This window comes from Eggerthia catenaformis OT 569 = DSM 20559, assembly GCF_000340375.1.
Taxonomy (GTDB): domain Bacteria; phylum Bacillota_I; class Bacilli_A; order Erysipelotrichales; family Coprobacillaceae; genus Eggerthia; species Eggerthia catenaformis.
In genome coordinates, this window is record NZ_KB446646.1 from 260225 (window position 1) to 286085 (window position 25861).

27 protein-coding genes and 1 tRNA gene are annotated in these 25861 nt (G+C 30.3%); 24 read left to right on the forward strand and 4 right to left on the reverse strand.

Annotated elements, in window-relative coordinates; translation table 11 throughout:
* The first annotated feature begins 62 nt into the window (after positions 1-62).
* The 12 genes from HMPREF9943_RS01210 to HMPREF9943_RS01250 all read left to right on the forward strand — a co-directional run bounded on the left by HMPREF9943_RS01210 (position 63) and on the right by HMPREF9943_RS01250 (position 9317).
* On the forward strand, positions 63-899 hold the full coding sequence (locus tag HMPREF9943_RS01210; RefSeq protein ID WP_004801278.1) for an ABC transporter ATP-binding protein: 837 nt from the start codon (positions 63-65) through the stop codon (positions 897-899).
* A complete protein-coding gene (locus HMPREF9943_RS01215) occupies positions 899-2077 on the forward strand; it encodes an ABC transporter permease (protein ID WP_004801279.1) in 1179 nt (392 codons plus the stop codon). Before HMPREF9943_RS01210 ends, HMPREF9943_RS01215 begins: the two co-directional genes overlap by 1 nt.
* On the forward strand, positions 2064-3212 hold the full coding sequence (locus HMPREF9943_RS01220) for an ABC transporter permease (RefSeq protein ID WP_004801281.1): 1149 nt from the start codon (positions 2064-2066) through the stop codon (positions 3210-3212). The genes HMPREF9943_RS01215 and HMPREF9943_RS01220 overlap by 14 nt, the downstream gene beginning before the upstream one ends.
* Before the next feature lie 251 nt (positions 3213-3463).
* Entirely contained in the window at positions 3464-3862 is a 399-nt protein-coding gene (locus tag HMPREF9943_RS01225; RefSeq protein WP_276324480.1) for an energy-coupling factor transporter transmembrane component T family protein, read from the forward strand.
* Positions 3856-5226: an ABC transporter ATP-binding protein gene (locus HMPREF9943_RS01230; RefSeq protein ID WP_004801284.1), complete on the forward strand. Its 1371-nt coding sequence runs from the start codon at positions 3856-3858 to the stop codon at positions 5224-5226. Before HMPREF9943_RS01225 ends, HMPREF9943_RS01230 begins: the two co-directional genes overlap by 7 nt.
* A 78-nt stretch (positions 5227-5304) precedes the next feature.
* Positions 5305-5463 (forward strand): DUF1016 N-terminal domain-containing protein, encoded by a 159-nt coding sequence (locus HMPREF9943_RS10135; RefSeq protein ID WP_004801287.1) that lies wholly within the window; start codon positions 5305-5307, stop codon positions 5461-5463.
* Positions 5464-5495: 32 nt separating this feature from the next.
* A complete protein-coding gene (locus HMPREF9943_RS10340; protein WP_004801290.1) occupies positions 5496-5789 on the forward strand; it encodes a PDDEXK nuclease domain-containing protein in 294 nt (97 codons plus the stop codon).
* Positions 5790-5799: 10 nt separating this feature from the next.
* Entirely contained in the window at positions 5800-5940 is a 141-nt protein-coding gene (locus HMPREF9943_RS10145; RefSeq protein ID WP_004801292.1) for a hypothetical protein, read from the forward strand.
* A gap of 263 nt (positions 5941-6203) precedes the next feature.
* Complete coding sequence (locus tag HMPREF9943_RS09775; RefSeq protein ID WP_241431576.1) at positions 6204-6359, forward strand: transposon-encoded TnpW family protein; 156 nt, start codon at positions 6204-6206, stop codon at positions 6357-6359.
* 22 nt (positions 6360-6381) lie between these two features.
* Positions 6382-7167, forward strand: a complete 786-nt coding sequence (locus tag HMPREF9943_RS01240) for a ZIP family metal transporter (protein ID WP_004801294.1) — start codon at positions 6382-6384, stop codon at positions 7165-7167.
* A 53-nt stretch (positions 7168-7220) separates the two neighbouring features.
* On the forward strand, positions 7221-7613 hold the full coding sequence (mscL, locus tag HMPREF9943_RS01245; protein ID WP_004801296.1) for a large conductance mechanosensitive channel protein MscL: 393 nt from the start codon (positions 7221-7223) through the stop codon (positions 7611-7613).
* A gap of 93 nt (positions 7614-7706) precedes the next feature.
* Positions 7707-9317: a transposase gene (locus HMPREF9943_RS01250; protein WP_004801298.1), complete on the forward strand. Its 1611-nt coding sequence runs from the start codon at positions 7707-7709 to the stop codon at positions 9315-9317.
* A 190-nt stretch (positions 9318-9507) separates the two neighbouring features.
* Here the strand turns inward: HMPREF9943_RS01250 and HMPREF9943_RS01255 are convergent, their stop codons facing one another.
* Positions 9508-9705 carry a hypothetical protein gene (locus HMPREF9943_RS01255; RefSeq protein ID WP_004801300.1) on the reverse strand — a complete coding sequence of 66 codons (198 nt, stop codon included), beginning with the start codon at positions 9703-9705 and terminating at the stop codon, positions 9508-9510.
* A gap of 78 nt (positions 9706-9783) precedes the next feature.
* On the opposite strand from HMPREF9943_RS01255, the gene HMPREF9943_RS01260 reads away from it, so the two are divergent.
* Positions 9784-9859 (forward strand) — tRNA-Thr (locus tag HMPREF9943_RS01260).
* Between the two features lie 297 nt (positions 9860-10156).
* Complete coding sequence (locus tag HMPREF9943_RS01265) at positions 10157-10996, forward strand: Cof-type HAD-IIB family hydrolase (RefSeq protein WP_004801303.1); 840 nt, start codon at positions 10157-10159, stop codon at positions 10994-10996.
* Between the two features lie 6 nt (positions 10997-11002).
* On the opposite strand, the gene HMPREF9943_RS01270 is transcribed toward HMPREF9943_RS01265, so the two are convergent.
* Positions 11003-12055 (reverse strand): O-antigen ligase family protein, encoded by a 1053-nt coding sequence (locus HMPREF9943_RS01270; protein WP_241431572.1) that lies wholly within the window; start codon positions 12053-12055, stop codon positions 11003-11005.
* A gap of 312 nt (positions 12056-12367) precedes the next feature.
* Here HMPREF9943_RS01270 and HMPREF9943_RS01275 point away from each other — a divergent pair, with 312 nt between their 5' ends.
* The 7 genes from HMPREF9943_RS01275 to HMPREF9943_RS01305 all read left to right on the forward strand — a co-directional run bounded on the left by HMPREF9943_RS01275 (position 12368) and on the right by HMPREF9943_RS01305 (position 19250).
* A complete protein-coding gene (locus HMPREF9943_RS01275; protein ID WP_004801307.1) occupies positions 12368-13060 on the forward strand; it encodes a MurR/RpiR family transcriptional regulator in 693 nt (230 codons plus the stop codon).
* Positions 13061-13199: 139 nt separating this feature from the next.
* Positions 13200-14534 carry a PTS sugar transporter subunit IIC gene (locus tag HMPREF9943_RS01280; RefSeq protein ID WP_004801309.1) on the forward strand — a complete coding sequence of 445 codons (1335 nt, stop codon included), beginning with the start codon at positions 13200-13202 and terminating at the stop codon, positions 14532-14534.
* A 1-nt stretch (position 14535) separates the two neighbouring features.
* Entirely contained in the window at positions 14536-15951 is a 1416-nt protein-coding gene (locus HMPREF9943_RS01285; RefSeq protein WP_004801311.1) for a 6-phospho-beta-glucosidase, read from the forward strand.
* Positions 15952-15989: 38 nt separating this feature from the next.
* A complete protein-coding gene (locus HMPREF9943_RS01290; protein ID WP_004801313.1) occupies positions 15990-16625 on the forward strand; it encodes an RDD family protein in 636 nt (211 codons plus the stop codon).
* An 82-nt stretch (positions 16626-16707) separates the two neighbouring features.
* Complete coding sequence (locus HMPREF9943_RS01295; protein WP_004801315.1) at positions 16708-17418, forward strand: MurR/RpiR family transcriptional regulator; 711 nt, start codon at positions 16708-16710, stop codon at positions 17416-17418.
* A gap of 62 nt (positions 17419-17480) precedes the next feature.
* Positions 17481-18407 carry a TRM11 family SAM-dependent methyltransferase gene (locus HMPREF9943_RS01300; protein ID WP_004801317.1) on the forward strand — a complete coding sequence of 309 codons (927 nt, stop codon included), beginning with the start codon at positions 17481-17483 and terminating at the stop codon, positions 18405-18407.
* Between the two features lie 3 nt (positions 18408-18410).
* Positions 18411-19250, forward strand: a complete 840-nt coding sequence (locus HMPREF9943_RS01305) for a diacylglycerol/lipid kinase family protein (protein WP_004801319.1) — start codon at positions 18411-18413, stop codon at positions 19248-19250.
* Here the strand turns inward: HMPREF9943_RS01305 and HMPREF9943_RS01310 are convergent.
* Positions 19231-20076: a LysR family transcriptional regulator gene (locus tag HMPREF9943_RS01310; protein ID WP_004801322.1), complete on the reverse strand. Its 846-nt coding sequence runs from the start codon at positions 20074-20076 to the stop codon at positions 19231-19233. The two genes, HMPREF9943_RS01305 and HMPREF9943_RS01310, sit on opposite strands and share 20 nt — an antisense overlap.
* A gap of 153 nt (positions 20077-20229) precedes the next feature.
* On the opposite strand from HMPREF9943_RS01310, the gene HMPREF9943_RS01315 reads away from it, so the two are divergent.
* From HMPREF9943_RS01315 to HMPREF9943_RS01325, 3 genes are read left to right on the forward strand one after another with little or no spacing between them, the layout of a single operon-like run.
* The gene (locus tag HMPREF9943_RS01315) at positions 20230-21939 is read left to right on the forward strand and encodes an ABC transporter ATP-binding protein (protein WP_004801324.1); all 1710 of its coding nucleotides are present in this window, start codon (positions 20230-20232) and stop codon (positions 21937-21939) included.
* Complete coding sequence (locus HMPREF9943_RS01320) at positions 21932-23686, forward strand: ABC transporter ATP-binding protein (RefSeq protein ID WP_004801326.1); 1755 nt, start codon at positions 21932-21934, stop codon at positions 23684-23686. Before HMPREF9943_RS01315 ends, HMPREF9943_RS01320 begins: the two co-directional genes overlap by 8 nt.
* Before the next feature lie 18 nt (positions 23687-23704).
* Positions 23705-24766: an endonuclease/exonuclease/phosphatase family protein gene (locus tag HMPREF9943_RS01325; RefSeq protein ID WP_004801328.1), complete on the forward strand. Its 1062-nt coding sequence runs from the start codon at positions 23705-23707 to the stop codon at positions 24764-24766.
* A gap of 77 nt (positions 24767-24843) precedes the next feature.
* Here the strand turns inward: HMPREF9943_RS01325 and HMPREF9943_RS01330 are convergent, their stop codons facing one another.
* Complete coding sequence (locus tag HMPREF9943_RS01330) at positions 24844-25587, reverse strand: alpha/beta fold hydrolase (protein ID WP_004801330.1); 744 nt, start codon at positions 25585-25587, stop codon at positions 24844-24846.
* Positions 25588-25861 lie beyond the last annotated feature (274 nt).

The window sequence follows — 25861 nt, forward strand, 5'->3', positions numbered from 1 at the left end:
ATAAGGAATTAAAGGCAATTGATGATTTATCTTTTGTAGTTCATCAGGGAGAAATACTAGGCTTGCTAGGACCTAATGGAAGCGGTAAATCAACCACAATCAATTGTCTTTTATCTTTATTAAATTATAGTCAAGGAATGATTAAGATATTTAATCAGGAAATGACTCCTGATAGTTATGATTTAAAATCAAAAATAGGAGTCATTTTTCAGGATATTTCTGTTTTTGAAGAATTAACAGCCGAAGAGAATATTGATTTCTTTTGTGGTTTATATATTAAAGATAAAGCCAAGAGAAAACAACTTGTTCAGCAGGCAATAGAATTAACAGGACTGGAAGATTTTAAAAAATTCTATCCTAAGAAATTATCCGGAGGTTTATTAAGAAGATTAAATATAGCCTGTGGTATTGCTCATAAGCCTCAGCTGATATTCTTAGATGAACCGACTGTTGCGGTTGATCCGCAAAGCAGAAATAATATCTTAGAAGGAATAAAAAAATTAAGAGATCAGGGAGCAACGATTGTTTATACAACACATTATATGGAAGAAGTGGAAATGCTTTGTGATCGTATTATTATTTTAGATAAAGGAACGATTATTGCTTCCGGTACAAATGATGAATTAAAGTCATTAGCTCGTATAGAAGAAAAAATATCTGTTGAAATAAGAGATTTAAATCAGGAATTGTTTGCTAAAATAAAGAATCTTGATAATGTAGATAATGCAGACTATAAAGAACATACTTTATTTATTACATATAAAAAGGGACAAACGAATCTTGCTGATCTGATTAAGTTTTTAAATAAAGAGAGTATTCATTATGATAAAATTTATTCAGAAAGACCAACACTCAATGATGTATTTCTTGAATTAACAGGAAAGGAATTACGTGATTAATGTTTATCCATCATTTTAAATACTCTTTAAAAATCCTTTTTAGAAATAAAATACTGATTTTCTGGATTTTCTCTTTTCCTATTATTCTTGCAACATTTTTCAGTATGGCTTTTTCTAATATAGAAAAAGGAGAAAAACTTAATCTTATTCATATTGCGATTATTAATAATAAAGATTTCAATCAGAATACTTTATTTAAAGATTCATTTAAAGAAATGAGTAATAAAAATAGTAAGAATAGATTATTTATTATTGATTATACAACCAAAGATCAAGCTGAACAGTTGTTAAAAGATGATAGGATTATAGGTTATCTTAATCTTATTAATGATGATCCTCGGCTGACTTTTAAAAGCAGCGGTATTAATGAAACAATATTCAAATATGTAACAGAAGAAGTATCTCAGACTTATAATATAGTTAAGAATCTCTCTAAGAAAGAGATTGAAAAAGAAATATCTTCAGGTCATTATCAGATTGATTATCAAAAGATTAGTCATAAGGTTCAAAGTCTTATTCATACTGATGTGAAGATTAAAGATAAATCAAAAAAGAATTTAAGCTATATAGTTATTGAATTCTATTCTTTAATTGCTATGTCATGTCTAATGGGAGGTTCATTAGTCATTGCTTCGTTAGATAATAATCTTCCTCAGATGTCATCTCAAGGAAAAAGAATTGCGATTGCGCCTGTTAAGAAAGCCGGGCTATTATTAAGTAGCCTGTTTGCCGGTTATATTACTCAATTAACAGGATTATTACTCTTATTTGTCTATACAATCTTTGTTTTAAAGGTTAATTATGGAAGTAATCTTGGACTTATTGTCTTATTAAGTATTGCCGGCAGTCTGGCAGGTCTTTCTTTAGGAATGGCTATTGCGGTTGTTTCTAAAGGAAACAGCAGTTTTAAATCATCTCTGCAAATATCAGTTACAATGTTAGGATGCTTTTTTGCAGGTATGATGGGAGTGACTACAAAGTACTTTATTGATAAGAATATTCCTATTATTAATATGTTAAATCCGGCAGGTATGATTACAGATGGCTTTTATTCATTATACTATTATGATACATTACATCGCTTCTTCTTTAATCTGATGAGTTTATTGGCTTTTTCACTTATTCTTATTATTATCTCTATTATCGTTTTAAGGAGACAGAAATATGACAGTATTTAAAGCATTTCTCAAGATTATTAATAAAAATAAAATGATTATCTTGCTTTATACAGTTTTATTAATTGTTTTTGGTGTACTTAATGCTCGTTCAAGTAATCCTAATACTGTCTTTCAGTCAAGCAAGCCTGATGTTATGATTGTGAATAGAGATCAGAATAAGGGAATGACTAAGAACTTAATAAATTATTTATCTAAGCATTGTCATATAGTTCATCTTAAAGATGATGAAAAAGCCATTAATGATGGATTATTTTATCGTGAAATTAATTATGTTGCTTATATTCCAAAAGGATATCATCAGGAGTTTATGAAAGGACATCATTTAGAACTGTCAGTAAAAAGTACAAATGATTACCAGGCTTCATTAGCAAAGCTAATACTGACAAGATATTTAAAAACTGCTGATATTTATGCTAAAAGTATAACTGATGAAAAAGAATTAATTAAAAATATTAATGAAACATTATCAAAAACCTCAAAAGTTAATATAATTTCTAAAATAGATACCGATAAGCTCTCACAGGTAAGTTTTTATTATAACTTTGCCAGCTATAGTATATTAGCTTGTCTGATTTATGTTATTTCTCTGATAATTTATGGCTTTAAGAAACCGGAAGTACGAAAAAGGATATTAATCAGCAGTATCAATTATAAGACATTTAATAGACAGCTTCTTTTATCTAACTGTTTGTTTGCTTTTATGATCTGGCTTATCTATGTGGGTATGAGTATGATGATATTAGGTAAAGTTATGTTAAGTTTATCCGGCCTATTATATATACTCAATTCATTTATCTTTACTTTTACTGCGACTGCAATTGCCTTTTTTATAGGACAGATCGTCTTTAATAAGAATGTCATTAATGGTGTTGTTAATGTTGTGGCATTGGGATCAAGTTTCTTATGCGGAGCATTTGTACCGGTCAGATTATTACCGGAGAATGTCTTAAAAATAGCACATATTCTGCCATCTTATTACTTTATTAACAGTAATGAATTATTAAGTAAAATAGAAACCGTTAATCTGCAAACAATCTACCCTCTTTTAATCAATATACTGATTCTCTTATTATTTGCTTTGTTTTTTATAATCCTTACAAATATTATCACTAGAAAGAAAAGAAAGATTAATTAAACAGAGTTTAAATTAAAAATATATACTAAAACCGAGCCGTTGGGGATAGATATAAGGCAAGGAGAGAGGAGAAAAAACAGAAGAAGCTAAAAGCTTTGAAAATGACAAGAATACAGGTTAATAAGTTAGAAAAAAAAGAGATTGAAATTCGGTGACTTCAATTAGGGATTTTTAATCTCTGAAATAAGCGGCATAACTTATGATATGTACCCTCTTTACTGGACAATCAGTAAGGAGGGTACATATCATATATTCCATTTAGTGCAGGCAGTTTTTTTATAAAAACTTCAGATGTAGGAAGTGTGATATCTTCAATGGATAAAATTAAATTACCTCGCTCTGTTTCTATACCAATTGCTGTAATGTTTAGATTTTTCCCGTCGTTTAGAGAGGAAAGTAGGAATATAAAACTTGCTATGAGGATACGAGGAATTACATTTAAAAATCCGATTTCATACATTGAATATGTAATAGTACCTTTACTTGTTATATCATCCAATATTTCTGATGATATCGCAAAGGCTGCAGAAACAAAATGCATTGAAAATCCTATTAAAAAAACAAGATATATATCTATTAAAATAAAAATAGTCGATTTTATCTATGTGTTTTTAATGCTAATTATGATTATAGGAGGAATTTTATGGTAGAAATTGAAAATTTATCTCTATCTTATGGGAATTACCCCAAAGTGTTAAAAGACATTTCTTTAAATATAAATAAGGGAGAATGTGTATTATTTACAGGAAAAAGTGGAAGCGGAAAATCTTCAATTATTAATTCTATCAATGGATTAGCTGTACGATATGACGGGGCTTCTATGGAGGGAACTATAAGGATAGATAATAGAGATGTCAGGAATCTCCGACTGTATGAAATATCCGGTTTGGTATCAAGTGTATTTCAGAATCCAAAGACACACTTTTTTAATATAAATACTACCCTTGAATTACTTTTTTATTTAGAAAACATAGGTCTTTCAAAAAAACAAATGGATGAAAGACTAAATGATATGTTGGATATATTTCCGATAAAACACCTTTTAAATAGAGATATTTTCAAGCTTTCAGGTGGAGAAAAGCAGATTTTATGTATTGCTGCAAGTTATATATCCGGAACGGAAATAATTGTTTTGGATGAACCTTCATCAAATCTTGATGAAGAAAATATTATAATTATAAAAGGAATGCTTACAAAGCTAAAAAATAAAGGAAAAACTCTTATTATTTCAGAGCATAGAATATACTATCTTATGGATATTATAGATAGAGTTTTTTTGATTCAAGATGGTAAAATACAAAGGGAATATACAAAAATAGATTTTATGAAAATACCATCTAAAAAACTTAATGAGTTAGGGTTAAGAGATAAGTCTAAAACAAAGCTTGTAGTGCCTGAAATTCAAAAAAAGGGAAATTTTGAAGTAAGAAATATTGAATTTAAATTTAATGGTGTAGATAACAAATTACTTTTCAAAAACATCTTTTTTGAAATGGGTAAAACCTATGGCATAGTGGGAACAAACGGACTTGGTAAATCTACTTTGCTAAGATGCCTTATAGGTTGCGAAAGAAAATCAAAGGATGAAATCTATTTAGATGGTAAAAGGCTTTCAAAAACAGATAGGCTTAAAATATCATCTCTTGTGATGCAAGATGTTAATCACCAACTTTTTACCGATTCTGTTATAAATGAAGTAAGTCTTGGAACAAAAAATATTAAAAACAGACATATTGAAGATATCCTAAGAAAACTTGATTTGTATGAATTGAAAGATCGTCATCCAATGAGTTTGTCGGGTGGGCAAAAGCAAAGGGTAGCAATAGCATCTGTACTTTGTAAAAATTCCCAACTTTTATTTTTTGATGAGCCTACAAGTGGGATGGATTATTACAATATGATGAATATTTCTCATATAATCAATGAATGTAAGAGTGATAATAAAATAATATTCATTGTTTCTCATGATCAAGAATTTTTAAATTCAATAACTGATTATGTTATACATTTATAAATATCAATAAAGTAGATTAATATTTTTTAAAATTAAAATAAAGGAGATTTAATAATGTTAAGGAGATAAAGTTATGTGATGGTTGAAATTTATTGGAATATCGGTAAGAAAATTATTGATGGACAAAGGTTATTACAAGAACTATCTAAGCAGATGACAAAGGATTTTGGAAAGGGATTTATAGTTGTAAATCTTAAGAATATGAGGCAGTTTTATCTTGCTTTTTCAAATGGCTAGGCACTGCATAGCAAATTGAGTTGGACAGTTTAATGCGTGTTGAAAACGAAAAGACAAGGAACTTTTATTTAGAAGAAGCTATAAAATTCAATTGGAGTACAAGGCAACTTAATAGGCAAATAAACAGTTTTTTTTATGAAAGTGATTTGGAACAAGCCTTAATAACTCATTTACAGAAGTTTCTTTTAGAATTAGGGAGAGGTTTTTCATTTGTAGCAAGGCAGAAAAGATTTACCTTTGACGGAAGACATTTTGATAGATTTGAAAATTGGAGATTTAACACATCAAGATTTAAGACAAATGTAGATGTATATTCATTATTATGAAAGAGAAAAGATGAATGAGGGAGATAATTCTCCGATAGGTATTGTACTTTATGCTGATAAGAGTGATTCTATTGTTAAATATACTCTTCCAAAAGATAGATATTTGCATCAAAAGATAAACTATATTTACCAAGTGAAGAAGAAATTTTAAATGAATTAAACAAGGAATATCTATCCATAGAAGGCTATGCAGATAAAGAAAAAGATAAAAAATTAAAATAGTCAATTGGTCAGAGAACATCTGACCAATTAAAAAACAAAATTTAATATTCAAGGTAATAATCTGTGAAATTGAAAGAACGAAGTAAAACGACCGAAAAAAAGCCGGTCGTTTTTTAGTGTAATAAGCAGGAGGAAATTTATGTGTACGAAAATAAAAATGATTAGAATACAGGAACAAAGACGATAAAGAAAATTGGGAAAGTAACCTATGCGGTTGTTGTACACTTCAATGAAAATGCTACTGAAACCATGCAAGATAAATTAAAACTTATAATGTTTAGAGAAATGGATAGGAATAAAAGAAACTTTCAAGTCATATACTTAGTAATCAAATTCCATTTATGGTAGATTATTCCATGTGAGGTAATATATGAATACAAATATAATAATAGGGGTATTAATTCCTTTTGTCGGAACAACATTAGGATCAGCAATGGTCTTTCTAATGAGAAACCGTATGAATAAACTTTTAGAAAAAATATTATTAGGATTTGCAGGCGGAGTCATGATGGCGGCTTCTGTCTGGTCATTACTTATTCCTTCTATTGATATGAGTCATTCCTGGGGAAAACTTAGCTTTATGCCGGCAGTGATAGGAATGTTGGTAGGTATCTTTATGCTTCTGGGAATTGATGAGTTAGTCCCTCATCTTCATTTAAATGAAGATGAACCGGAAGGACATCTTCGTCCTAAATTGAAAAAAACCACTATGATGATGCTGGCAGTTACTATTCATAATTTTCCTGAAGGTATGGCAGTAGGTGTTGTTTTTGCAGGAATGCTGTCAGGAGGAACGAAGATTACTTTAGCTGCTGCGATGGCATTATCTTTAGGAATAGCTATTCAGAACTTTCCTGAGGGTGCTATTATTTCCATGCCTTTAAAAGCAGAAGGAATGGGTAAAATAAAAGCATTTATTCTTGGGACATTATCCGGATTAGTAGAGCCGATAGGTGCTATTTTAATGATTCTTTTATCAAGACAGATGATACCTATCCTTCCTTATCTTTTATCATTTGCAGCCGGAGCTATGATTTATGTTATTGTAGAAGAACTTATTCCTGAAGCTAGTAAGGGTAAGCATTCTAATATTGCAACAATTGGATTTGCGATTGGATTCTGTGTTATGATGATCTTGGATGTTGCATTAGGATAATAAACTTGAAAAGCAATAAAACATTCTGTATTATTAGCTAGGGAGGAAAATTTATGAAAAATTTATGGAATGAATTTAAAGAATTTGCATTTACCGGAAATGTTATAGATATGGCTGTAGGTGTTATTTTAGGTGGTGCACTTAAAGAAGTGGTTACAGCAGTTGTAAATATGGTCATGGGTATTATTTCAGCAATTATTAAAATTCCGGCAAGTTTAGATAAAGCAGTTGCTAAAGTAGGAACTGTTGAAATAGCTTATGGAGCTGTAGTATCATCTTTAATTAATTTCTTATTATTAGCTTTATGTATATTTACAATGATTAAAGCTATTAATACAGCTAAAAATAAGATGAAAAAAGCAGAGGAACCAGTTGCTGCTCCCGAAGCAAAAAGTGCAGAAGTTCTATTATTGGAAGAAATCAGAGATTTATTAAGCAAGAAATAATTAAAAGGGGCTGACCCGGTTAAATAAAACTGAGTAGCTTAAAAATAAAAATGCGACGGAGACATCCGACGCATTTTTTTGTATAATGTTTATATGACTAATACAACAGTATACAAAAAAGATTATAGCGTATTTCAGACCTATGCGCTACTCGATTTTACTATTTCTTTCGAGAAAGATGTGCCTCAGGATGATCTTGCACGTACCGTTATTGAGATTACGGAAAGGATAAACATTGGTAAATATGTTAATCTCAATAACCGCAAATCACATGGGCATGATCCAATGAAATTATTAAGATGTATTTTGTTGGGATTCGCTGAAGACGGTTATATTTCTACACGTGAATTGGAAAATAAAACTATTTCAGATATTAGATATAAATTCTTTACCGGAAACGTATCAATCGGTCACTCAAGTTTCCAGCGTTTTATGCACAATGACCTTCTTATGCCAATTGAAGATATTTTCTATGAACTTAATAAATTCATAGAAAATGATGACAGAATTGACATGGTTGCAGATATTCTGACTATTGATGGATCTAAGTTTGAAGCAAACGCGAACAAGAATACTTTCGTATGGAAAAAAGCTACAAAACGCTACTATGAAAGAACATGGAAGAAATTCATGAATCTTATCAAGAAGTTAAACAAATTCTTTAAAGCCAACGGCATTGATATATTCTATTCCCAAATAAGAGAGCCTAATCCTGCCTATATGCTTAAAATCGCTGATTGTATTGAAAAATATATGGAGGCTCAGGGAATTCAGATGGTTATTGGACGTGGCTATAGAAAGCAGGAAATCCAGAGATTATATGATGAGTTAAAGGATCTATGTATCAAGATATATAAGTATATGATACATTTTGACATATTAGGTGATCGTAACAGCTTTTCAAAAACTGATCCGGACGCTACGTTCATGCATATGAAGTGGGACTATTACAATCATACCAATATATTCAAGCCCGGATACAATGTACAGCTTGGCATCAGCAGTGGATTTATCAGAAACATTCTCATTACATCTAACGGTAATGACCTTCCTACTTTCATTCCTTTTTTAAAGAAGTATAAGAAGCATTATGGAAAGTATCCTTCTATCGTGGTTTGTGATGCCGGATATGGGGACTATGACAACTATAGCTTTTGTGAAGAAAACGATATTGAATATGGATACATCAAGTACTCAGGAATTTATAAAAAGCAGGAAAAAGTAACCGAGAAAAATCGATACTTCAAGAGACATCTAAAAAGAAATGACGATGGATTTTTTGTATGTCCTGAAGGTCATGTGTTTAATCCTGTAAGTCGTAGAGTTGAGAAGCGTGGGCTTTATGACAAGGAAAATATCAAATGTGAATGTGATGGATGCAGTACCTGTCCTTTCAAGAGTAAGTGTAGCAAAGCTTTGGGAAATAGAACAATGACTGTATGCAAGAAGCTCGAGGATTTTCACGATCACGTTGATGAAGCTATTCATACATCTGTCGGTAAGCAGTTAATGCAATCAAGACAGATATATAGTGAGGGTACGTTTGGAATTATTAAACAGGATTATGGATATGAAAGATTACGTCGAAGAGGCAATTCCAATGTAAAATTTGAATTTTACATGCTCGCAATCGGCTTCAATATCAGGAAGTACCATAATATGATACAAAGCAAAGCCAGGTTAGAGTGCAAACAGGCCTGCTAGAAAAAAGATAATCACACCTGAAAAATGACTTTTCACAACAGTATAGGGATATTGCGCCCAAAAAAGGGTGTTTTTTTATGTGGTTTCTCATCAATAAATAGAATTGATAAAATGAGTATCAGATAATAAAGAAAAAGAACTGACACCAGCTCAGTGATTAACAAAAATCACTTTACTGGGTCAGCCCCTTTTAATTATCTTCTTCATCTTTTATATCTCTATTAAGATAAGATGTACGATGTGAATGATCTTCTTTTAATTGATCAGATTCAATTTTAACAACTTTTTCTTCTTTTGATGACGTATCAATAAGATTGACACCTAAAGACCATTCTTCCAATTCAACTGTCAGTTCATCAGTATCTTTTGCCTGTACTTTAATTGCCATATTCTCACCTCTACTTTAATATTATATTAATGAAACTTTGTTGCGATGTCAAATTCAAAGTGATATAATTATTTCCATGCTGGAGTAGCTCCAATGGCAGAGCAACTGACTCGTAACCAGTAGGCTGTGGGTTCAAATCCCATCTCCAGCACCATATAAAAAATACCTTGATTTAATCAAGGCTTTTTATTTAAGATATCCATTAGTTCATCTTTCTTGTTCTTTATTAAGTGAGTATATGTATCAATAGTGACAGATATCAATGAATAAAGGTACCTATTTCAGGTTCATAGCTATGATATCTTTGTGATTCATTGAATTGTGTATATTGATTTAAACAAGGATCATTAATAGAAGTGAGTTTAAAAAACATGATGCTCTCCTTTTCATAATTTGTATATATCTTTCTATTTTAAGAGAAATAAGATATGATAAAGTATAGGTGATAAAATTGGAAAAGAAATATATATTTATTGATGTTGATGGAACATTATTTGAACATGGCTATGATGTTCCGAAAAGTGCTATAAAAGCAATTAAAGAAGCAAGAAAAAATGGACATAAAGTTTTTTTATGTACAGGAAGAAATAAAGCATCTATTCAGAAATTTTTGCCAATTGGATTTGATGGTTTTATCTGTAGTGCCGGTTCCTATATAGAAACTGATAATCATATTTTAATAGATGAGTCAATGAATGAAAAGACTATTCTTGAATTAACTGAAATAGCAAAAAGATACCATATCTATTATTCTTTAGAAACTACTCATATAACTTATCAACAGCCTGAAATTACTCAGTTATTTGCTTTGGGAACAACATATGATCAGTTAAATTCAGAAATGGCAAGAATTATAGAGAATAGAAAAGATGAGATGAAAGCCAAGGATCTTGAAGACTATCAAGGAGAACCTATTCATAAATTTGTATTTATAGGGAAAAGCAAAGAAGGTGTTAAGTTATTAAAGGACTATTGTAAAGAGAGATTACGCTTTATATTATTTGATGAAATAATCAGTAATGATATGATAAACGGTGAAATTAATGATTTTACTGTTTCTAAAGGATTAGGAATACAGAAAATACTGGATTATTATCATGTTCCTCTGGAAGCTACTATAGGGTTTGGTGATTCTATGAATGACTTGGAAATGATTAAAACAGTTCATATCGGTATAGTTATGGAGAATGGCAGTGAAAAACTTAAGAGATATGCTGATACTATTACTGAGAGTCCATTAAATAATGGTATCCATAATGAGTTTGTCAGACAGGGATTAATAAAGGCTTAGCATTTGCTAAGCCTTTATTTCATTATTATAGATACCGAAACTGGAAATAATTATTAAGAATAAGAATCCCGTCTGAACAAAAAATATTGTTAAGTCTAAAAAGCCGTGAATAAAAATCATTGTGAGACACCCAAATATCAATGCCACAAGATTATCATCAAGATGTTTTTTATAGAGTCTTATAATATTTTTTAGAACATCATATATATATGGAACAAGTAATCCTAAACCAATAATACCATAAGATAAAATAGGATCTATATAAATATTATGAGCATGCTGAGTAGGATGACCATGATATTGTTTATAGATATGAAAATAGGTTAGAGGGCCTTCACCAAATAATGGATGATCTTTAATACAGCTGATGGCGGCTTTCCAAATTTTCATACGTACCCCAAGATAAGCAATAATATTGTTGACACGAGGAATTTTTTGCGGATTAAAAGTCAGATAGACAATACCTGCACCTCCTATGCCGGCAATAGAGATAAAGAGTTTGCGATGATGACTTAATAAAAGCATGATAGCTCCGCTAATTAAAATAGCAGGCCATGCGGTACGACATCCTGATATATACAGACAGAATAAGTTTAAAGAGGTAATTATACCAATCGTAAATAATTTTTTAAGTTCATCAGTACCTATTTTATTTTGAAAGATATTGAGTGTTTTATAGAATGCAATACCGACAAAGAATTCGATCATCATAGCATAGTAATTCGCATTAAAGAAAACAGAATTAATTCTATTTTCCGGAGTATTAAAGACGATTATTTCTATACGATTTAAATCAAACTTAGATAATATACTTACATACTCTATTAATCCATAAATAGCTGCAAAAGCGCTCATATATAAGATAAGATTTGTGAGAGTTTCAAAGAACGGTTTTGTCAGATGTTTTCGGTAGTAAAGCATTAAAGTTATAAAAATAATAAATCCGGCACTAATTAATGCTCCCAGATAATTTTTATAAAATAAAGAAACAATGGCTGATAAAATTGAAAAAGCAATCAGATACCAGGCATTTGTGGTTTCAATATAGAGTTCTTTCACTTCATGCTTCCATAAAATCCTAATAAATAAGAGAGTAAGAACACTTGCACACATATAAAAAGGCAGAAACATTGATAGGACACCAAGAAGCATAATTCTTTGGGGATGGGTAAGAGTATTTCTAAAATATTCGTAGCCTAAAATAAGGAACACCTCCTTGAACATTTTTATTTTATACTTTTCTTTTCCTAAATACAATCATTCATACAACATTATCAATCTTACTCAGTAATAAATATAGAAGGATATACTATATTATATGATATAATTAACTTGTTATAGTTCTATTTATAGATTACAGGAGAAAAAACTATGAAATATAAACATATTAATAATCTTAGTAAGAGTGAAATAAAACTTTATGAATATTTAATTCGTACTGATATTAAGTTTATGTCTATGCGTGATATTGCCTTAGAATCAAAAGTAAGTACAGCAACTTTATCAAGATTGATTCATAGATTAGGATATAAGAGCTTTAAAGATTTTAAATATGAATATAGAAAAGTAACTAAAAAAATTGAATCTTCTTATGATTTTGATGAAGTGATAAAATGCTTGGAATCACTTGATTCCGATTATTATAAAAGTAAATTAGAAGAAGCGGCTTCATTACTTTATGAGGCAGATATGGTAGTTTGTTATGGTATTGGGAATACTCGGTTTGTCGCTGACTATTGTGCAAGAAGTCTTTGTTCTATAGGGAAACTGGCAATAAGCTGTCAAGAGCCCTTTAATTTTAAAATTATAAAAAAAGATAGTAGCGGTAAAAGAGTAAATCTTGTTATTTTTAATGCTGAAGATGAAGTCAAAATTGCTGATATGATAATGGAGCTTAAAGCAATAAAAGATAATAGTCTTATAATAACGATCACATCGTCTTTTACAAGTACAGTAAATAAACTGGCTGATTTAGCGTTAAGCTATTCATTATTAAATAATTCTCAAATTCTTAATGTAACAATAGTTGAAAGATTAGTATCATGTCTAAAAAATATGTCTTAAATTGTTACAATTATGTAACAAAAAAATAAATGATATTATCTATTAAGAAAAACTCAAAATTCTTCCTTTTTTTGTAGATAAACCTATAATCTATAATTAAGAAAACGTTTTCTATATTAAAAGTGAAGGAGGAAAGTGTATGAATAAAATTCAGGATTTTATGGAAAAGTATTTTGTACCATTAGCTGCTAAGATTAACGGACAGCGTCATGTAGCCGCTGTAAGAGATGCTTTTACATTATCTTTTCCATTAACTATGGCTGGATCTATGGTGTTACTCATTAATTATGTTTTTTTATCAAAAGATGGTTTTATTGCTTCATTATTACAGCTTAATAAGCTCATTCCTAATCTTGATTCCTATCAAGCCGTTTTAAGTTCTGTTATTAATGGAACAACAAATATTATTGCTTTATTAATTGCTTTCTTAACTGCTTATCAATTAGCTCAAGAGATGAATGGTGACAAGGTATTATGTGGAATTACTTCATTATCAGCTTATTTTATTCTTTATCCGGGAGCTAAAGAATTTGTTGATAAGTCAGGATCAGGATTATCAAGAACTTACTTTGGAGCACAAGGATTATTTGTTGCTTTAATTTTTGGTTTATTAACAGCTGAAATTCTTACACGCTTAGGCAGAAATAGCAAATTAAGAATTAAGATGCCGGAAATGGTGCCTCCTGCTGTATCTCAGTCGTTTAATCTTTTAATTCCTATTATGATTGTATTAGCAATGATAGGTGTATTGAATTTCGTTTTTTCTAAGCTAACGGCTGATGGAATTCAAGTATTAATTTATAATGCTATTCAGGCGCCAATGACATCACTTGGCTCATCTATGGGAACAATTTTGGTGTTTGTAATTGTTCAGCAATTTTTATGGATATTAGGTATTCACGGACCTAATACATTATCAGCACTACGTTCAGTTATATGGACTGAACAAGCTAATTTAAATTTAGCTTATGTAGCCAGTCATGGAAGTTCTTGGGGAGCTCCATATCCTATCACTTGGCAGTCAATCAATGATGCCTTTGGTAATGGAGGAGGATCAGGAGCTACTTTAGGACTTATTATTGCGACCTTCATTGCCGGTCGTAAAAATAAAGCCCAATATAATATTGCAAAAATGTCTTTGCTGCCGGGATTATTTAATATTAATGAACCTATTATCTTCGGATTTCCATTGGTTATGAATCCAATCTATCTTATTCCTTTTATCCTTGCTCCTGTTATATGTAATATAGTTGGATATCTATTTGTAGTATCAAAAATCATACCACCAATTGCATATTCAGTAGCTTGGACAACTCCTGAAGTCTTAACACCATTTTTAGGATCAGGAGCAAATAATCTTATGTCTTTAGTAGTCGGTATTATCTGTTTAGCCATTTCTGTTCTTATCTATTTACCTTTTGTTATGGCGGCAAGCAGAGCGGCTGTTAAAGAAGAGATGGAAAGCCCTAATTAAGATGAATAAAGATTTTTTGTGGGGTGGAGCAGTAGCTGCTCATCAGGTCGAAGGAGCCTGGAATATTGATGGAAAAGGACCTAATATTTCGGATATGATGTTAGTGGGCGGAGCAAACAAATCTCGTATCATTACTGATAATATTATTTCAGGAGCATATTATCCTAATCATGAAGCTATTGATTTTTATCATCATTATAAAGAAGACATAGCTTTATTTAAAGAAATGGGATTTCAATGCTTTAGAACTTCTATCTCTTGGGCAAGAATTTTTCCTAAAGGAGATGAGAAAGAACCTAATGAAGAAGGATTAAAATTCTATGATAACTTATTTGAAGAAATGTTAAAAAATGGTATTAAGCCTATTATTACGCTTTCTCATTTTGAAATGCCTTTCTATTTAGTTAAAAAATATGGAGGATGGAGAAATCGAAAATTAATTGATTTCTTTATAAATTTCGCAACTGTATGTTTTAAGAGGTACCATCATCAAGTAAAATATTGGCTAACGTTTAATGAAATCAATAATCAGTCAAACTATAATTCAGAAGGATCTGTTTTTACAAATTCAGGAATTATATTTAATAATGATGAGGATAAGGAAAAAGTAGTTTATCAGGCTTCTCATTATGAATTGGTTGCAAGTGCAAAAGCAGTTAAGATAGCACATGAAATTGATTCTTCTCTGATGATAGGTTGTATGATTGCAATGACGCCTATATATCCTTATTCCTGTAATCCGGATGATATGTTAAAAGCCATTGGATCAAACCATAAGCGTTTCTGGTATACTGATGTTCATGTTCGAGGATATTATCCCGGATATATGAAAAAATTTTTTGAACGCAAAGATTTTTGTCTTGACATAATCAATGAAGATTTAGATATCTTAAAAAAAGGTACAGTTGATTATATTGCCTTTAGTTATTATATGTCCTTTAGTGTTAAAGGTGATGGAAATATCTATCTTGATTATGATGAATCAAAGGATTTATGCAACAATCCATATATACAAAAATCAGACTGGGGATGGCCTATTGATGCTAAAGGGCTTCGCTATACATTAAATTATCTTCAAGATCGTTATGAATTACCAATGTTTATTGTTGAAAATGGTTTTGGTGCATATGACACTTTTGAGAATGGTATTGTTCATGATCAATATCGTATTGCTTATCTTAAAGCACACATTCAGCAAATGAAAGATGCTGTTGAGATTGACGGTGTCAATCTATTGGGCTATACCGTATGGGGATGTATTGATTGCGTAAGCTTTTCTACAGGAGAAATGCAAAAGCGTTATGGTTTTATCTATGTTGATAAAAATAATGATGGGAAAGGAACGCTTAAGAGATATAAGAAAGATTCATTTTCTTGGTATCAGAAAGTTATTGAAACAAATGGTGAGATTTTATAATTTAGATAATTGTTATTTTATTTAGGATAGTGATAAATATGGGAATAATTAAAAAATTAAGAAGTTCTGAACCAAATAAAAAAACTTTTATAAGAAGAGCTATAGCTTATGGTATTGATTGGTACATTGGCAGTGTTCTATCTTCTGTTCCTCTAATTATTATTTATATGATAATACATCCTGATGCAAAAATTATTCCTAACAGATTATCAATCTTTCCGTATCCGTTAAATATTATAGTGGGTATTGTTTGTATTTTTACTGCTTTTATTTATTATGTTTTAATCCCTTATAAACTTAAAGGACAGACAATAGGCAAGAAAATCACTTCATTACGAATTGTAAATAGTGATTATAGTGATGTAACACTAGGTAAGCTTATATTTCGACAATTTATAATGATTATGGTCATAGAAGGAAGTATTTATGCAACGACTTCTTCAATGAATCAGATTATTTCAATTTTAACCACACCTTCTGTTGGAAATATTGTCAAAATGACAGGTTTAGTAATAACTGTTATCTCTATATTAATACTATTATTAACGCCATCACGACAATCATTACATGATATTATATGCCATACATTAGTTGTAAATATAACAACAGATACTTATCATAATGCGCTTATTCAATTAGATAAAAAGAATAAAAAGCAAGCTTCTATGAGATAAATGGCTATCTCATAGAAGCTTTTATATTGAACTTGTTTTTTAAAGATAAACACTAGTATAATTAAAATAGGGTGAGGGTAGAATGAGAGAAACAGAAAACATTAAGTTTTTAAATGAACTGGAGTTGAATATCTATAATTATATTATAGCTCATAAAGATCAAATTACGCATATGCGCTTAATTGACATTGCAAATAATTTACATGTTTCACCATCAATGATTACTCGTGTTGCTAAGAAACTGGGATATGAAGGCTTTACTGATTGGAAAATGATTATTAAAATACAAGATGGTAAATATAGTAAGCCAAATAAAGAAAGCTTAAATTATATTTTAGATTATTTTAATAGAGTTAATAATGGCGAATTTGATGAGGGCTTTAACACAGTTGCTGAAATGGTGAAAAAGTGTAGTGAAGTTATCTTTTTTGGCATGGGAATTTCAGGAGCTTTTGCCAAGGCCGGGAGCCTATTATTTAATAGAAAGGGAAAGAAATCTTATTATGTTGGTGATTTTTCATCAAGAATTAAAGATATTTATTCCGGGCATGAAGTAGCAATCATATTAACTGTCTCAGGCGAAACAAGAGAAATCAATCAAGTATTGACTTTTCTTAAAGAAGTTCATATAAAAAGTGTTGTTATTACTAATACAGGTATTTCCTTATCAGCAAAATTAGCTGATTATATTATTTGTTATTATATGCCAAGTGTAAAAGATAGATATTATTATTCATCAGCAACACAAGTTCCGGTTGTTTATATTTTAGAAGCCATTGCTAATAGAATATGATGATTTGAGTGATTGAAAAATAGAAATATTGTCTTTCTAATAAAATCAGGTATACTGAAAGTATGAAAAAATATCTCTATATATCCAATTATTTTGAACCGAATGAATCTTCATTAGCACAGTGTGAGTTTAAAACATTCTTTAACTGTGATTTTGAACATTACCATTTGAGTGATTTAGATTTTCATTTTCAGCGTTCTGCCTTTATCAAAGATCGTATTCTATTACTATGTCAGGGAAAGAATATTGAAGAATTAGTAAGTCAATTAGAGAAAAGACATATGTATTATGAAGACTTTAAGATTGTTTACTATAAGAATAGGATAACACATCTGGACTATCAAACATCCTTAATCCATGCTCAAAGATTGAGTGATCCGATTGATGGAAGTACCGATCTGAGTCATCCAAAGATTATTTTTGCTTATACTCTTATTGAAGATACTTATTATTTTGGTATTTTAGAATCTAATAAGAAATGGAATCAATATGAATATAAGCCTCATAGTTATTCTCATTCGTTACCGGTTCGTATTGCCAGAAGTGCTATTAATATCGGTGCCGGAATTGATGAAAAGATTCGTATTATTGATCCGTGCTGTGGAGTGGGAACTGTTGTTTTAGAAGGTCTTTCTATGGGATTTAAGATAATTGGCAGTGATATTAATAGAGATATTTCTTATAAGGCACGCTTAAACTTAGAATATTTTGGATATGACCCTAAACTTATCTCCAGAAAAGATATTTATGATATAAGAGAATATTATGATTTATCCATTATTGATGTTCCCTATGGAGTTTATCATTATATTCCAAAAGAGATACAATTAGCTTTAATTAAACAATCTATTTCTATATCTAGGAGATGTGTAGCTATCACTCATTTAGATTTTAGTGATGAATATAAAAAAACAGGACTTCAAATAGAGAAATCATGTTATTATAGAAAAGGGAACTTTTATAGATATTTAACAGTATTAAAGGGATAATTTATGAAACATATATTTTTATTAAAAACACCGGAATTTATACCTGTTATTCATGAGGTTATGAAAGGTTATGATTATGTGATCAGAGTTTCTCAATATAGTCATCATGTAGATAAGATTATTAGAGAATATAAAGAGCCAGCACGTTTTTATAGTATTGGGGGAGATGGTTTCTTTAATCAGGTTATTCAAAATCTGGTTAATACAGAACATGAAGTTGTGATTATTCCCAAGGGAACAGGTAATGATTTTAGTCGTAGTGTGAATCAGTCTTCTGATCCTAAACAGGTATTAATAGATTCATTGAATAAAGAATCAGTACTTATTGATACGGTATCAGTTAATGATGTCTATGCGGTTAATTCCATTTGCTTTTCATTAGATGCTTTGATTGCGAATTCTATCCATGAACATTCAGATAAAACGAAGAATTCTAGTAGATATTTCTTATCTGTTTTTACTAAGATAAGACATTATCCTTTTCATCATGTTAAGATTATTGAGAATGAAAAGGTTATCTATGATGATCAGACAACATTATGTACATTTATGAATGGTCAGTATTATGGAGGAGGTATTCAGATTGCTCCTAAGGCTTCATTACAGGATGGTTTATTGAATGTCTTTATTATTCCCAAGATATTAAAAAGGAATGTTCCTTTCTATGCCGCTAAGATATTAACACATCATATGAATAAGATAAAAGACTCCCTTAGTTTTAAAACGAAAGAAGTCTATGTTTATACTAAAATATGTAATATTGATGGCGAAGAAATTGAAGCATCTTCTTATCATCTGAAAGTAAATCCTCACAGTTTAAGGGTTATTCAAACAAAGAAATAAATTCTTTTGCGATGGGTGATAGATTATCATCTAATCTGGACACAACAGCAACACCGGTATAAAGGTCTTTATCTTTTAGCGTGACTGCTTTTAATGAACTGTTAATAAGAGGTTCAGCAGTATCAGGAATAATTGCGATTTCATTAAGCGTTAAAGCCCAGTAAATGGATGTTCGGCAATCATCGCTTTGAATATGAATATAGGGATTAAAAGATAATCTGTTAAGACAATAATCAGTAATTAAAGACTGATAACGTCTATGTATAATTAAAGGCTTATCTTTATAATCAATTAAATGATTCATATGATCATTAATCATATCTTTAGGACCAATCGCAAGCATTGGTCCTTTCTCTAATGCGATTGAAGCTATATTTAATGAATTATAAGGTGTTCTGACAATACCTATATCTATTTCATGAGCCTGTAAGAGATCTATCATCTCACCGGTAGGACCTTCTTTAATTCTAAAGTTTAAATTGGGATGATTTTTAATAAAGTTAATGACTTTATCTTCATGAATAATAGCACTATTAGAAGATGTAATTCCTATTCTTAATGTTTCACAGGATATATTTGTGATTTCATGACGTGTTAATTCTTCTAAACCTAAGATTTGAGAAGCACGTTTATATAATAATTTACCTGCAGCTGTTAAAGTGACATGTCTTTTTCCTCGTGTTAAGAGTGAGACACCTAATTCTTTTTCTAAAGATTTCAGCTGCATAGATAAAGGGGGCTGTGCCATATGTAATTTAATAGCTGCTTTAGAAATAGTTCCTTCGTCTACAATAGTCTTAAAATATATCATTTGTTTAATATCCATAGTCGTTTCCTCTTGATTTTTATATTATCATAAATCATAAATAATTGGCAATCTAAATATATATATATATATATAAAAACTATATTCAGAATACAAAACATATATTTGTAATATGTTTAGAATTTAATATAATAAGGGCGTGGAGGGAATGTTATGTATTGGAAGAAATATATTTGGAGTTATCGTAAACAGGCATTATTAGGATTCATTTTTAAATTAATAGAAGCATTCTTTGAACTGCTGATACCTTTAGTAGTTGCTCATATTATTGATGATGGAATAACCGGTCATAATACATCCTATATTATCAAAATGGGTCTTGTTATGTATGCATTATCATTAGCCGGATATTGCTGTGCTATTGTCTGTCAGTATTATGCCTCTCTTTCTTCACAGGGATTTGGTACTTTGATGAGAAAGGAAATGTTTGATAGAGTTAATAAATATGATTATGAAAACTTAGATGATATAGGAACACCTGCTTTGATTACTCGTATTTCTAATGATGTGAATCAGCTTCAGTTGGCAGTTGCCATGACAATCAGATTAGCCTCTCGTTCTCCTTTTATTATTATCGGTTCATTAATTATGAGTTTTACTATTTCAGTAAAAATAGGCATAATATTTATTTTTATTTCTTTTTTACTGGCATTTTCTATTTATTTTATTATGAGTCGTACTCAGCCTATCTATATAAAAATCCAAAAGTTGTTAGATAAAGTCTCTCTTATCACAAGAGAAAATCTCGCCGGTATCAGAGTGATTCGTGCATTTAATAAACAGTCCAGTGAAAAGAAACGTTTTGAAGATATGACTGAAAAACAGAAGTCTTTACAGCTTTATTCAGGTAATATAGCCTCTATGTTAAATCCTCTGACAACAGTTATTGTTAATACGGGAATTATTATTATTCTTTTGCTGGGCGGACGTTTTGTTAATGATGGTTCATTGACTCAGGGAGAAGTAATAGCTTTAATTAATTATATGAATAGTATTCTTTTATCCATGTATGCTTTTGCTAATGTAATTCTTATCTATATTAAAGCCAAAGCATCTTATGTAAGAGTTTCTGAAGTATTGGATACAAAGCCGGTTATTATTGAAGGTCACTCTTCAATACCGGAAACATATACTACTTTTCTTTCTTTTGAAGATGTTTCTTTTTCTTATCCTAAAGGAGAAGCTTTATCACATATTAGTTTTGAATTATCGAAGAATCAGACAATTGGTATTATTGGAGGTACCGGATCAGGGAAAAGTTCATTGATTTCACTCATTCCACGTTTTTATGATATCGATAAAGGAGAGATAAAAATAAAAGATCAGAATATTAAAAAATATTCTTATCAGTCATTAAGATCAATGCTTGCTCTTGTCCCTCAGAATGCTGTTCTATTTAGAGGAACTATTAGAGATAATCTATTATGGGGAAATCCGAATGCCTCAGATATAGATCTAATAGAAGCTTTACGTATTTCACAATCATATGATTTTGTTTTTTCTAATAAAGAAGGATTGGAAACAAAGATTGAAGCATCCGGGAAGAACATTTCAGGAGGACAAAGACAGAGATTAACAATCGCAAGAGCATTAGTTAAAAAGCCCGAATTGCTTATTTTAGATGATGCATCAAGTGCTTTGGATTATGCGACAGATGCTGCTTTAAGAAGAGATTTAAAGACTTTACAGACTACTGTCATCATTGTATCTCAAAGAGTATCAGCAATAAGAAATTGTGATCAGATTCTTGTTTTGGATCATGGTCATTTAGCCGGAAAGGGAACACATCATGAACTTATTCATTCTTGCCGACTCTATAAAGAAATAGTTCATTCACAGACAGAAGGTGATATCAATGAATAATAATCATACTTTTTCTCGTTTGATGAGTTTTGTTAAACCTTATAAAAAATATTTATTTCTTGCTTTATTATGTTCTCTCATTCATATTATTTTCACTCTTTTAATACCGATCTTAACTGGTCGAGCTATTGATACAATGATTGGACCTTCAAAAGTAGATTTCTTATTACTTTATCAAAGAATACTATTGATCATAATAACTGTTTTATTAGCTGCCTGTTTTCACTATCTTGTATTAAGGTTTTCAAATAAGCTGACTTTTGAAATTACTCAGCAGTTAAGAAAAGTCTTATTTAATAAGTATCATGAACTTCCTTTATCTTATATAGATTCTTCTTCTCATGGTGATCTTATGAATAGAATGATTGCTGATATTGATTTAATTGGTGATGGACTCTTACAGGGATTTACAAACTTATTTTCAGGAATTATGACTATTCTGGGAACAATAGGATTTATGCTTTCTATTAATATACAGATAGCACTTATTGTTATTATACTTACACCCTTCTCATTAATTGTTTCTTCTTTAATTGCTTCAAAGACTTATAAGTATTTTAAAGAACAGTTGTCTATTAGAGGAGAATTATCCGGTTTTGTAGAAGAAATGGTAGGAAATCAGAAGATTGTTAAGGCTTTTGCTCATGAACGGGAGAATATCAAAGCATTTGATCAAATCAATCAGAGACTCTTTCATTCAGGTGTAAAATCACAATTTTTAGGGGCTTTAGTTAATCCATCAACGAGAGTGGTGAATGCAATCGTATATGCTTCAGTATGTTTATTTGGTGCTCTCAGTGTTGTTAATGGGCACTTAACAGTAGGTATTCTTTCCAGTTTTTTAAGTTATGCTAATCAATATACAAAACCTTTTAATGATATTTCAAATGTCTTTACTGAACTTGAAACATCTCTTGCATGTGCTGATAGAGTCTTTATGATATTAGACCAGAAAGATATTAAAAGACCTGATCATCCTTCTACTATTGATCATCCTAAAGGAAATATTGAAATTAAGAATATTTATTTTTCATATAATCCGGAACACAAGCTTATAGAAGATTTTAATCTGTCAGTAAAAGCCGGTGAAACGGTTGCGATTGTCGGTCCAACGGGATGTGGTAAAACAACACTTATTAATTTATTAATGAAATTTTATGAACCTGTTTCCGGCTCTATTTTGATTGATGGTATCAATATGAATAAGATGACAAGAGAGTATATACGTTCTTTATATGGTATGGTTTTACAGGACACATGGTTGTTTAAAGGAACTATTAAAGAAAATATTGCTTTTGGTTCAGATCATTCTAGTGAAGAAGAAATTATTGAAGCGGCTAAGAATGCTCATGCTCATAAGTTTATTATGCAACTTAAGGATGGTTATGATGCTTTACTTAGTGAAGAAGGGGCTAATCTTTCTAATGGACAAAGACAGCTTTTATGTATTGCCCGTATTATGCTTGCTAATCCTCCTATGCTGATATTGGATGAAGCAACATCATCTATTGATACTCGTACAGAAAAACAGATTCAGTCTGCTTTTGATAAGATGATGAAAGATAAGACATCATTTATTGTAGCTCATAGACTTTCTACTATTCAAAAAGCGGATAAGATTATAGCTATGAAAGATGGACATATTATTGAGCAGGGAACACATCATGAACTGCTTAAACAGAAGGGTTTTTATTATCATCTTTATTATAGTCAGTTTGATTTGAATGAAACTGAAAAAAGTATATAATAGTCTCGGGAGATTATTATGAAAAAATTATTAAAGATGATTAGAAATATTCTTATTTGTATTCTTGTATTAGCTATATCCGGATTAGGATTATTAACTTATAAAGAATATCAGCCTGCTAATAAAGCAATAATTCCTTTGGTTCAGAATTCTTTAAAAAAAGAGGTTTCACTTAATCAGGAAATGAATATATTAACTTGGAATATTGGTTATGGTGCTTTAGGTGAACAGGCTGACTTCTTTATGGATGGGGGAAAATCCGTACAAAGCTCTACTAAAGAAAGTGTTCAGAAGAACTTGATAGGTATTCAGAATATTATTAAGAATGAAAAACCGGACTTTGCTTTATTTCAGGAAGTTGATTATGATTCAAAAAGAAGCTATTATATAAATGAACAGAAAGTATTATCTGCTGCACTTCCTTATTATTCAAGCAGTTCTGCCTTGAATTTTAAAGCTTTCTATGTTCCTTATCCTTTACCTCCTATCGGAAGAGTAAATTCAGGAATAGAAACATATTCAGCATATCGTATAAATTCATCATTAAGATATCAGCTTCCAATTCCTTTTAAATGGCCTAGCCGTACAGTTAATCTTAAAAGATGTTTAACATTAAACAGGATCAACATTAAGAATACCAAAAAACAGCTGGTTATTATCAATCTTCATTTAGAAGCTTTTGATAAAGGTGAAGGTAAGAAGAAACAAACAGAAGCTGTTAAGAAACTTATTGAAGATGAATATAAAAAAGGTAATTATGTCATTGCCGGAGGAGATTTTAATCAGACATTTACGCATATTTCATTACAAAACTATCCTCGGTATAAAAATAAGTGGCAACCGGGAACGATAGATACATCTGTTTTTAAAGGTTTTAATTGTGTCATGGATAATACTTATCCGACGGCCAGATCATTGGATAAAGCTTATAGAAATAAGTTTAATCATCAATATTATATGATTGACGGTTATATGGTTTCTAAAAATATTACTATTAAGAAAATTGAAACAAAAAATTATCATTTTAAATATTCTGATCATAATCCGGTAAAACTAACATTTCTTTTAAATCCGATTTAAAAGAATATAAGTATAAAAAATGTATAATATACAATTTTAGAGATAGAAAAAGACTTTCCATTAAGAAAAGTCTTTTTTCATAGCTTAAAGAATCTTTGCAGTAATCGGGCATAATGTTTTGGATGCTGTAGACTAAATTCTCCATGTTTCATGCCTAATGTTGTATAAAGCTGAGAATGAGGAATAGTTTTACTGATTAGACGAGCACTTTTTCTGACTGAATGTACTTCTTTTTCACCAAATAAGATAAGTGTATGAGCTAGAGTATTTTTTAAAGTTGGCGGAATTGTATAACTCATAGAATCTTTGACTAGATTTGTGAGTGAAGCAGAAGACATTTTTTGAATATCACGATAATAATAAGACCACATTGTATCGGGAACACTTATTGCTTCCGCTTGTTTCTTACTAAACCATTTTTGTTTAATTAAAGGATAAATAGTCTTAATAGCAGGTGTTAGGATAGTTTTTGTAGATATGGATGGAATCACTTCACAGCTTTCAATAATTGCATATTGAGCAATTTTTGAATCTTTAGATAAGACAGTTAATGCTATTTGAGCACCAACTGATAAGCCTCCAATCGCAAATATTTTACCATGACATTCACTATGGATATAACTCATAATCTTTTGTGCACATTCTTCATGACTGACATATGTATCCATTTCTCCACCATGTCCTGAAAGACATGGAAGAACAACATGATAATTCTTTTCTAACTCTTTTGCGACCGGGAAGAATGACCAGTGAGCAAGCCCTCCGCCATGAATTAATATAATTGTTGGATATGCTTTTTTTCCAAATTCTATAAATCTCATCTTTTCACCTTCTATACTTCATTCTACAAAAAATAGAGTAATCTTTCAATGATAGTTATATTTTAATAACTGGAAAAGATATTAATTATAGAAATTCAACATTTTACAATAGTGAATCCTATTAAAATAATCCAATAAAATAAATGATGGTGGAAATGGAACAATAGAAATTATAGATAGTGATGATAATATTTATGATGAAATCATAAGAGATAAAGAGATTTGGTCACTTAGTATAATGGATACTGATAATCTTATAAATAATTTTGAAGTT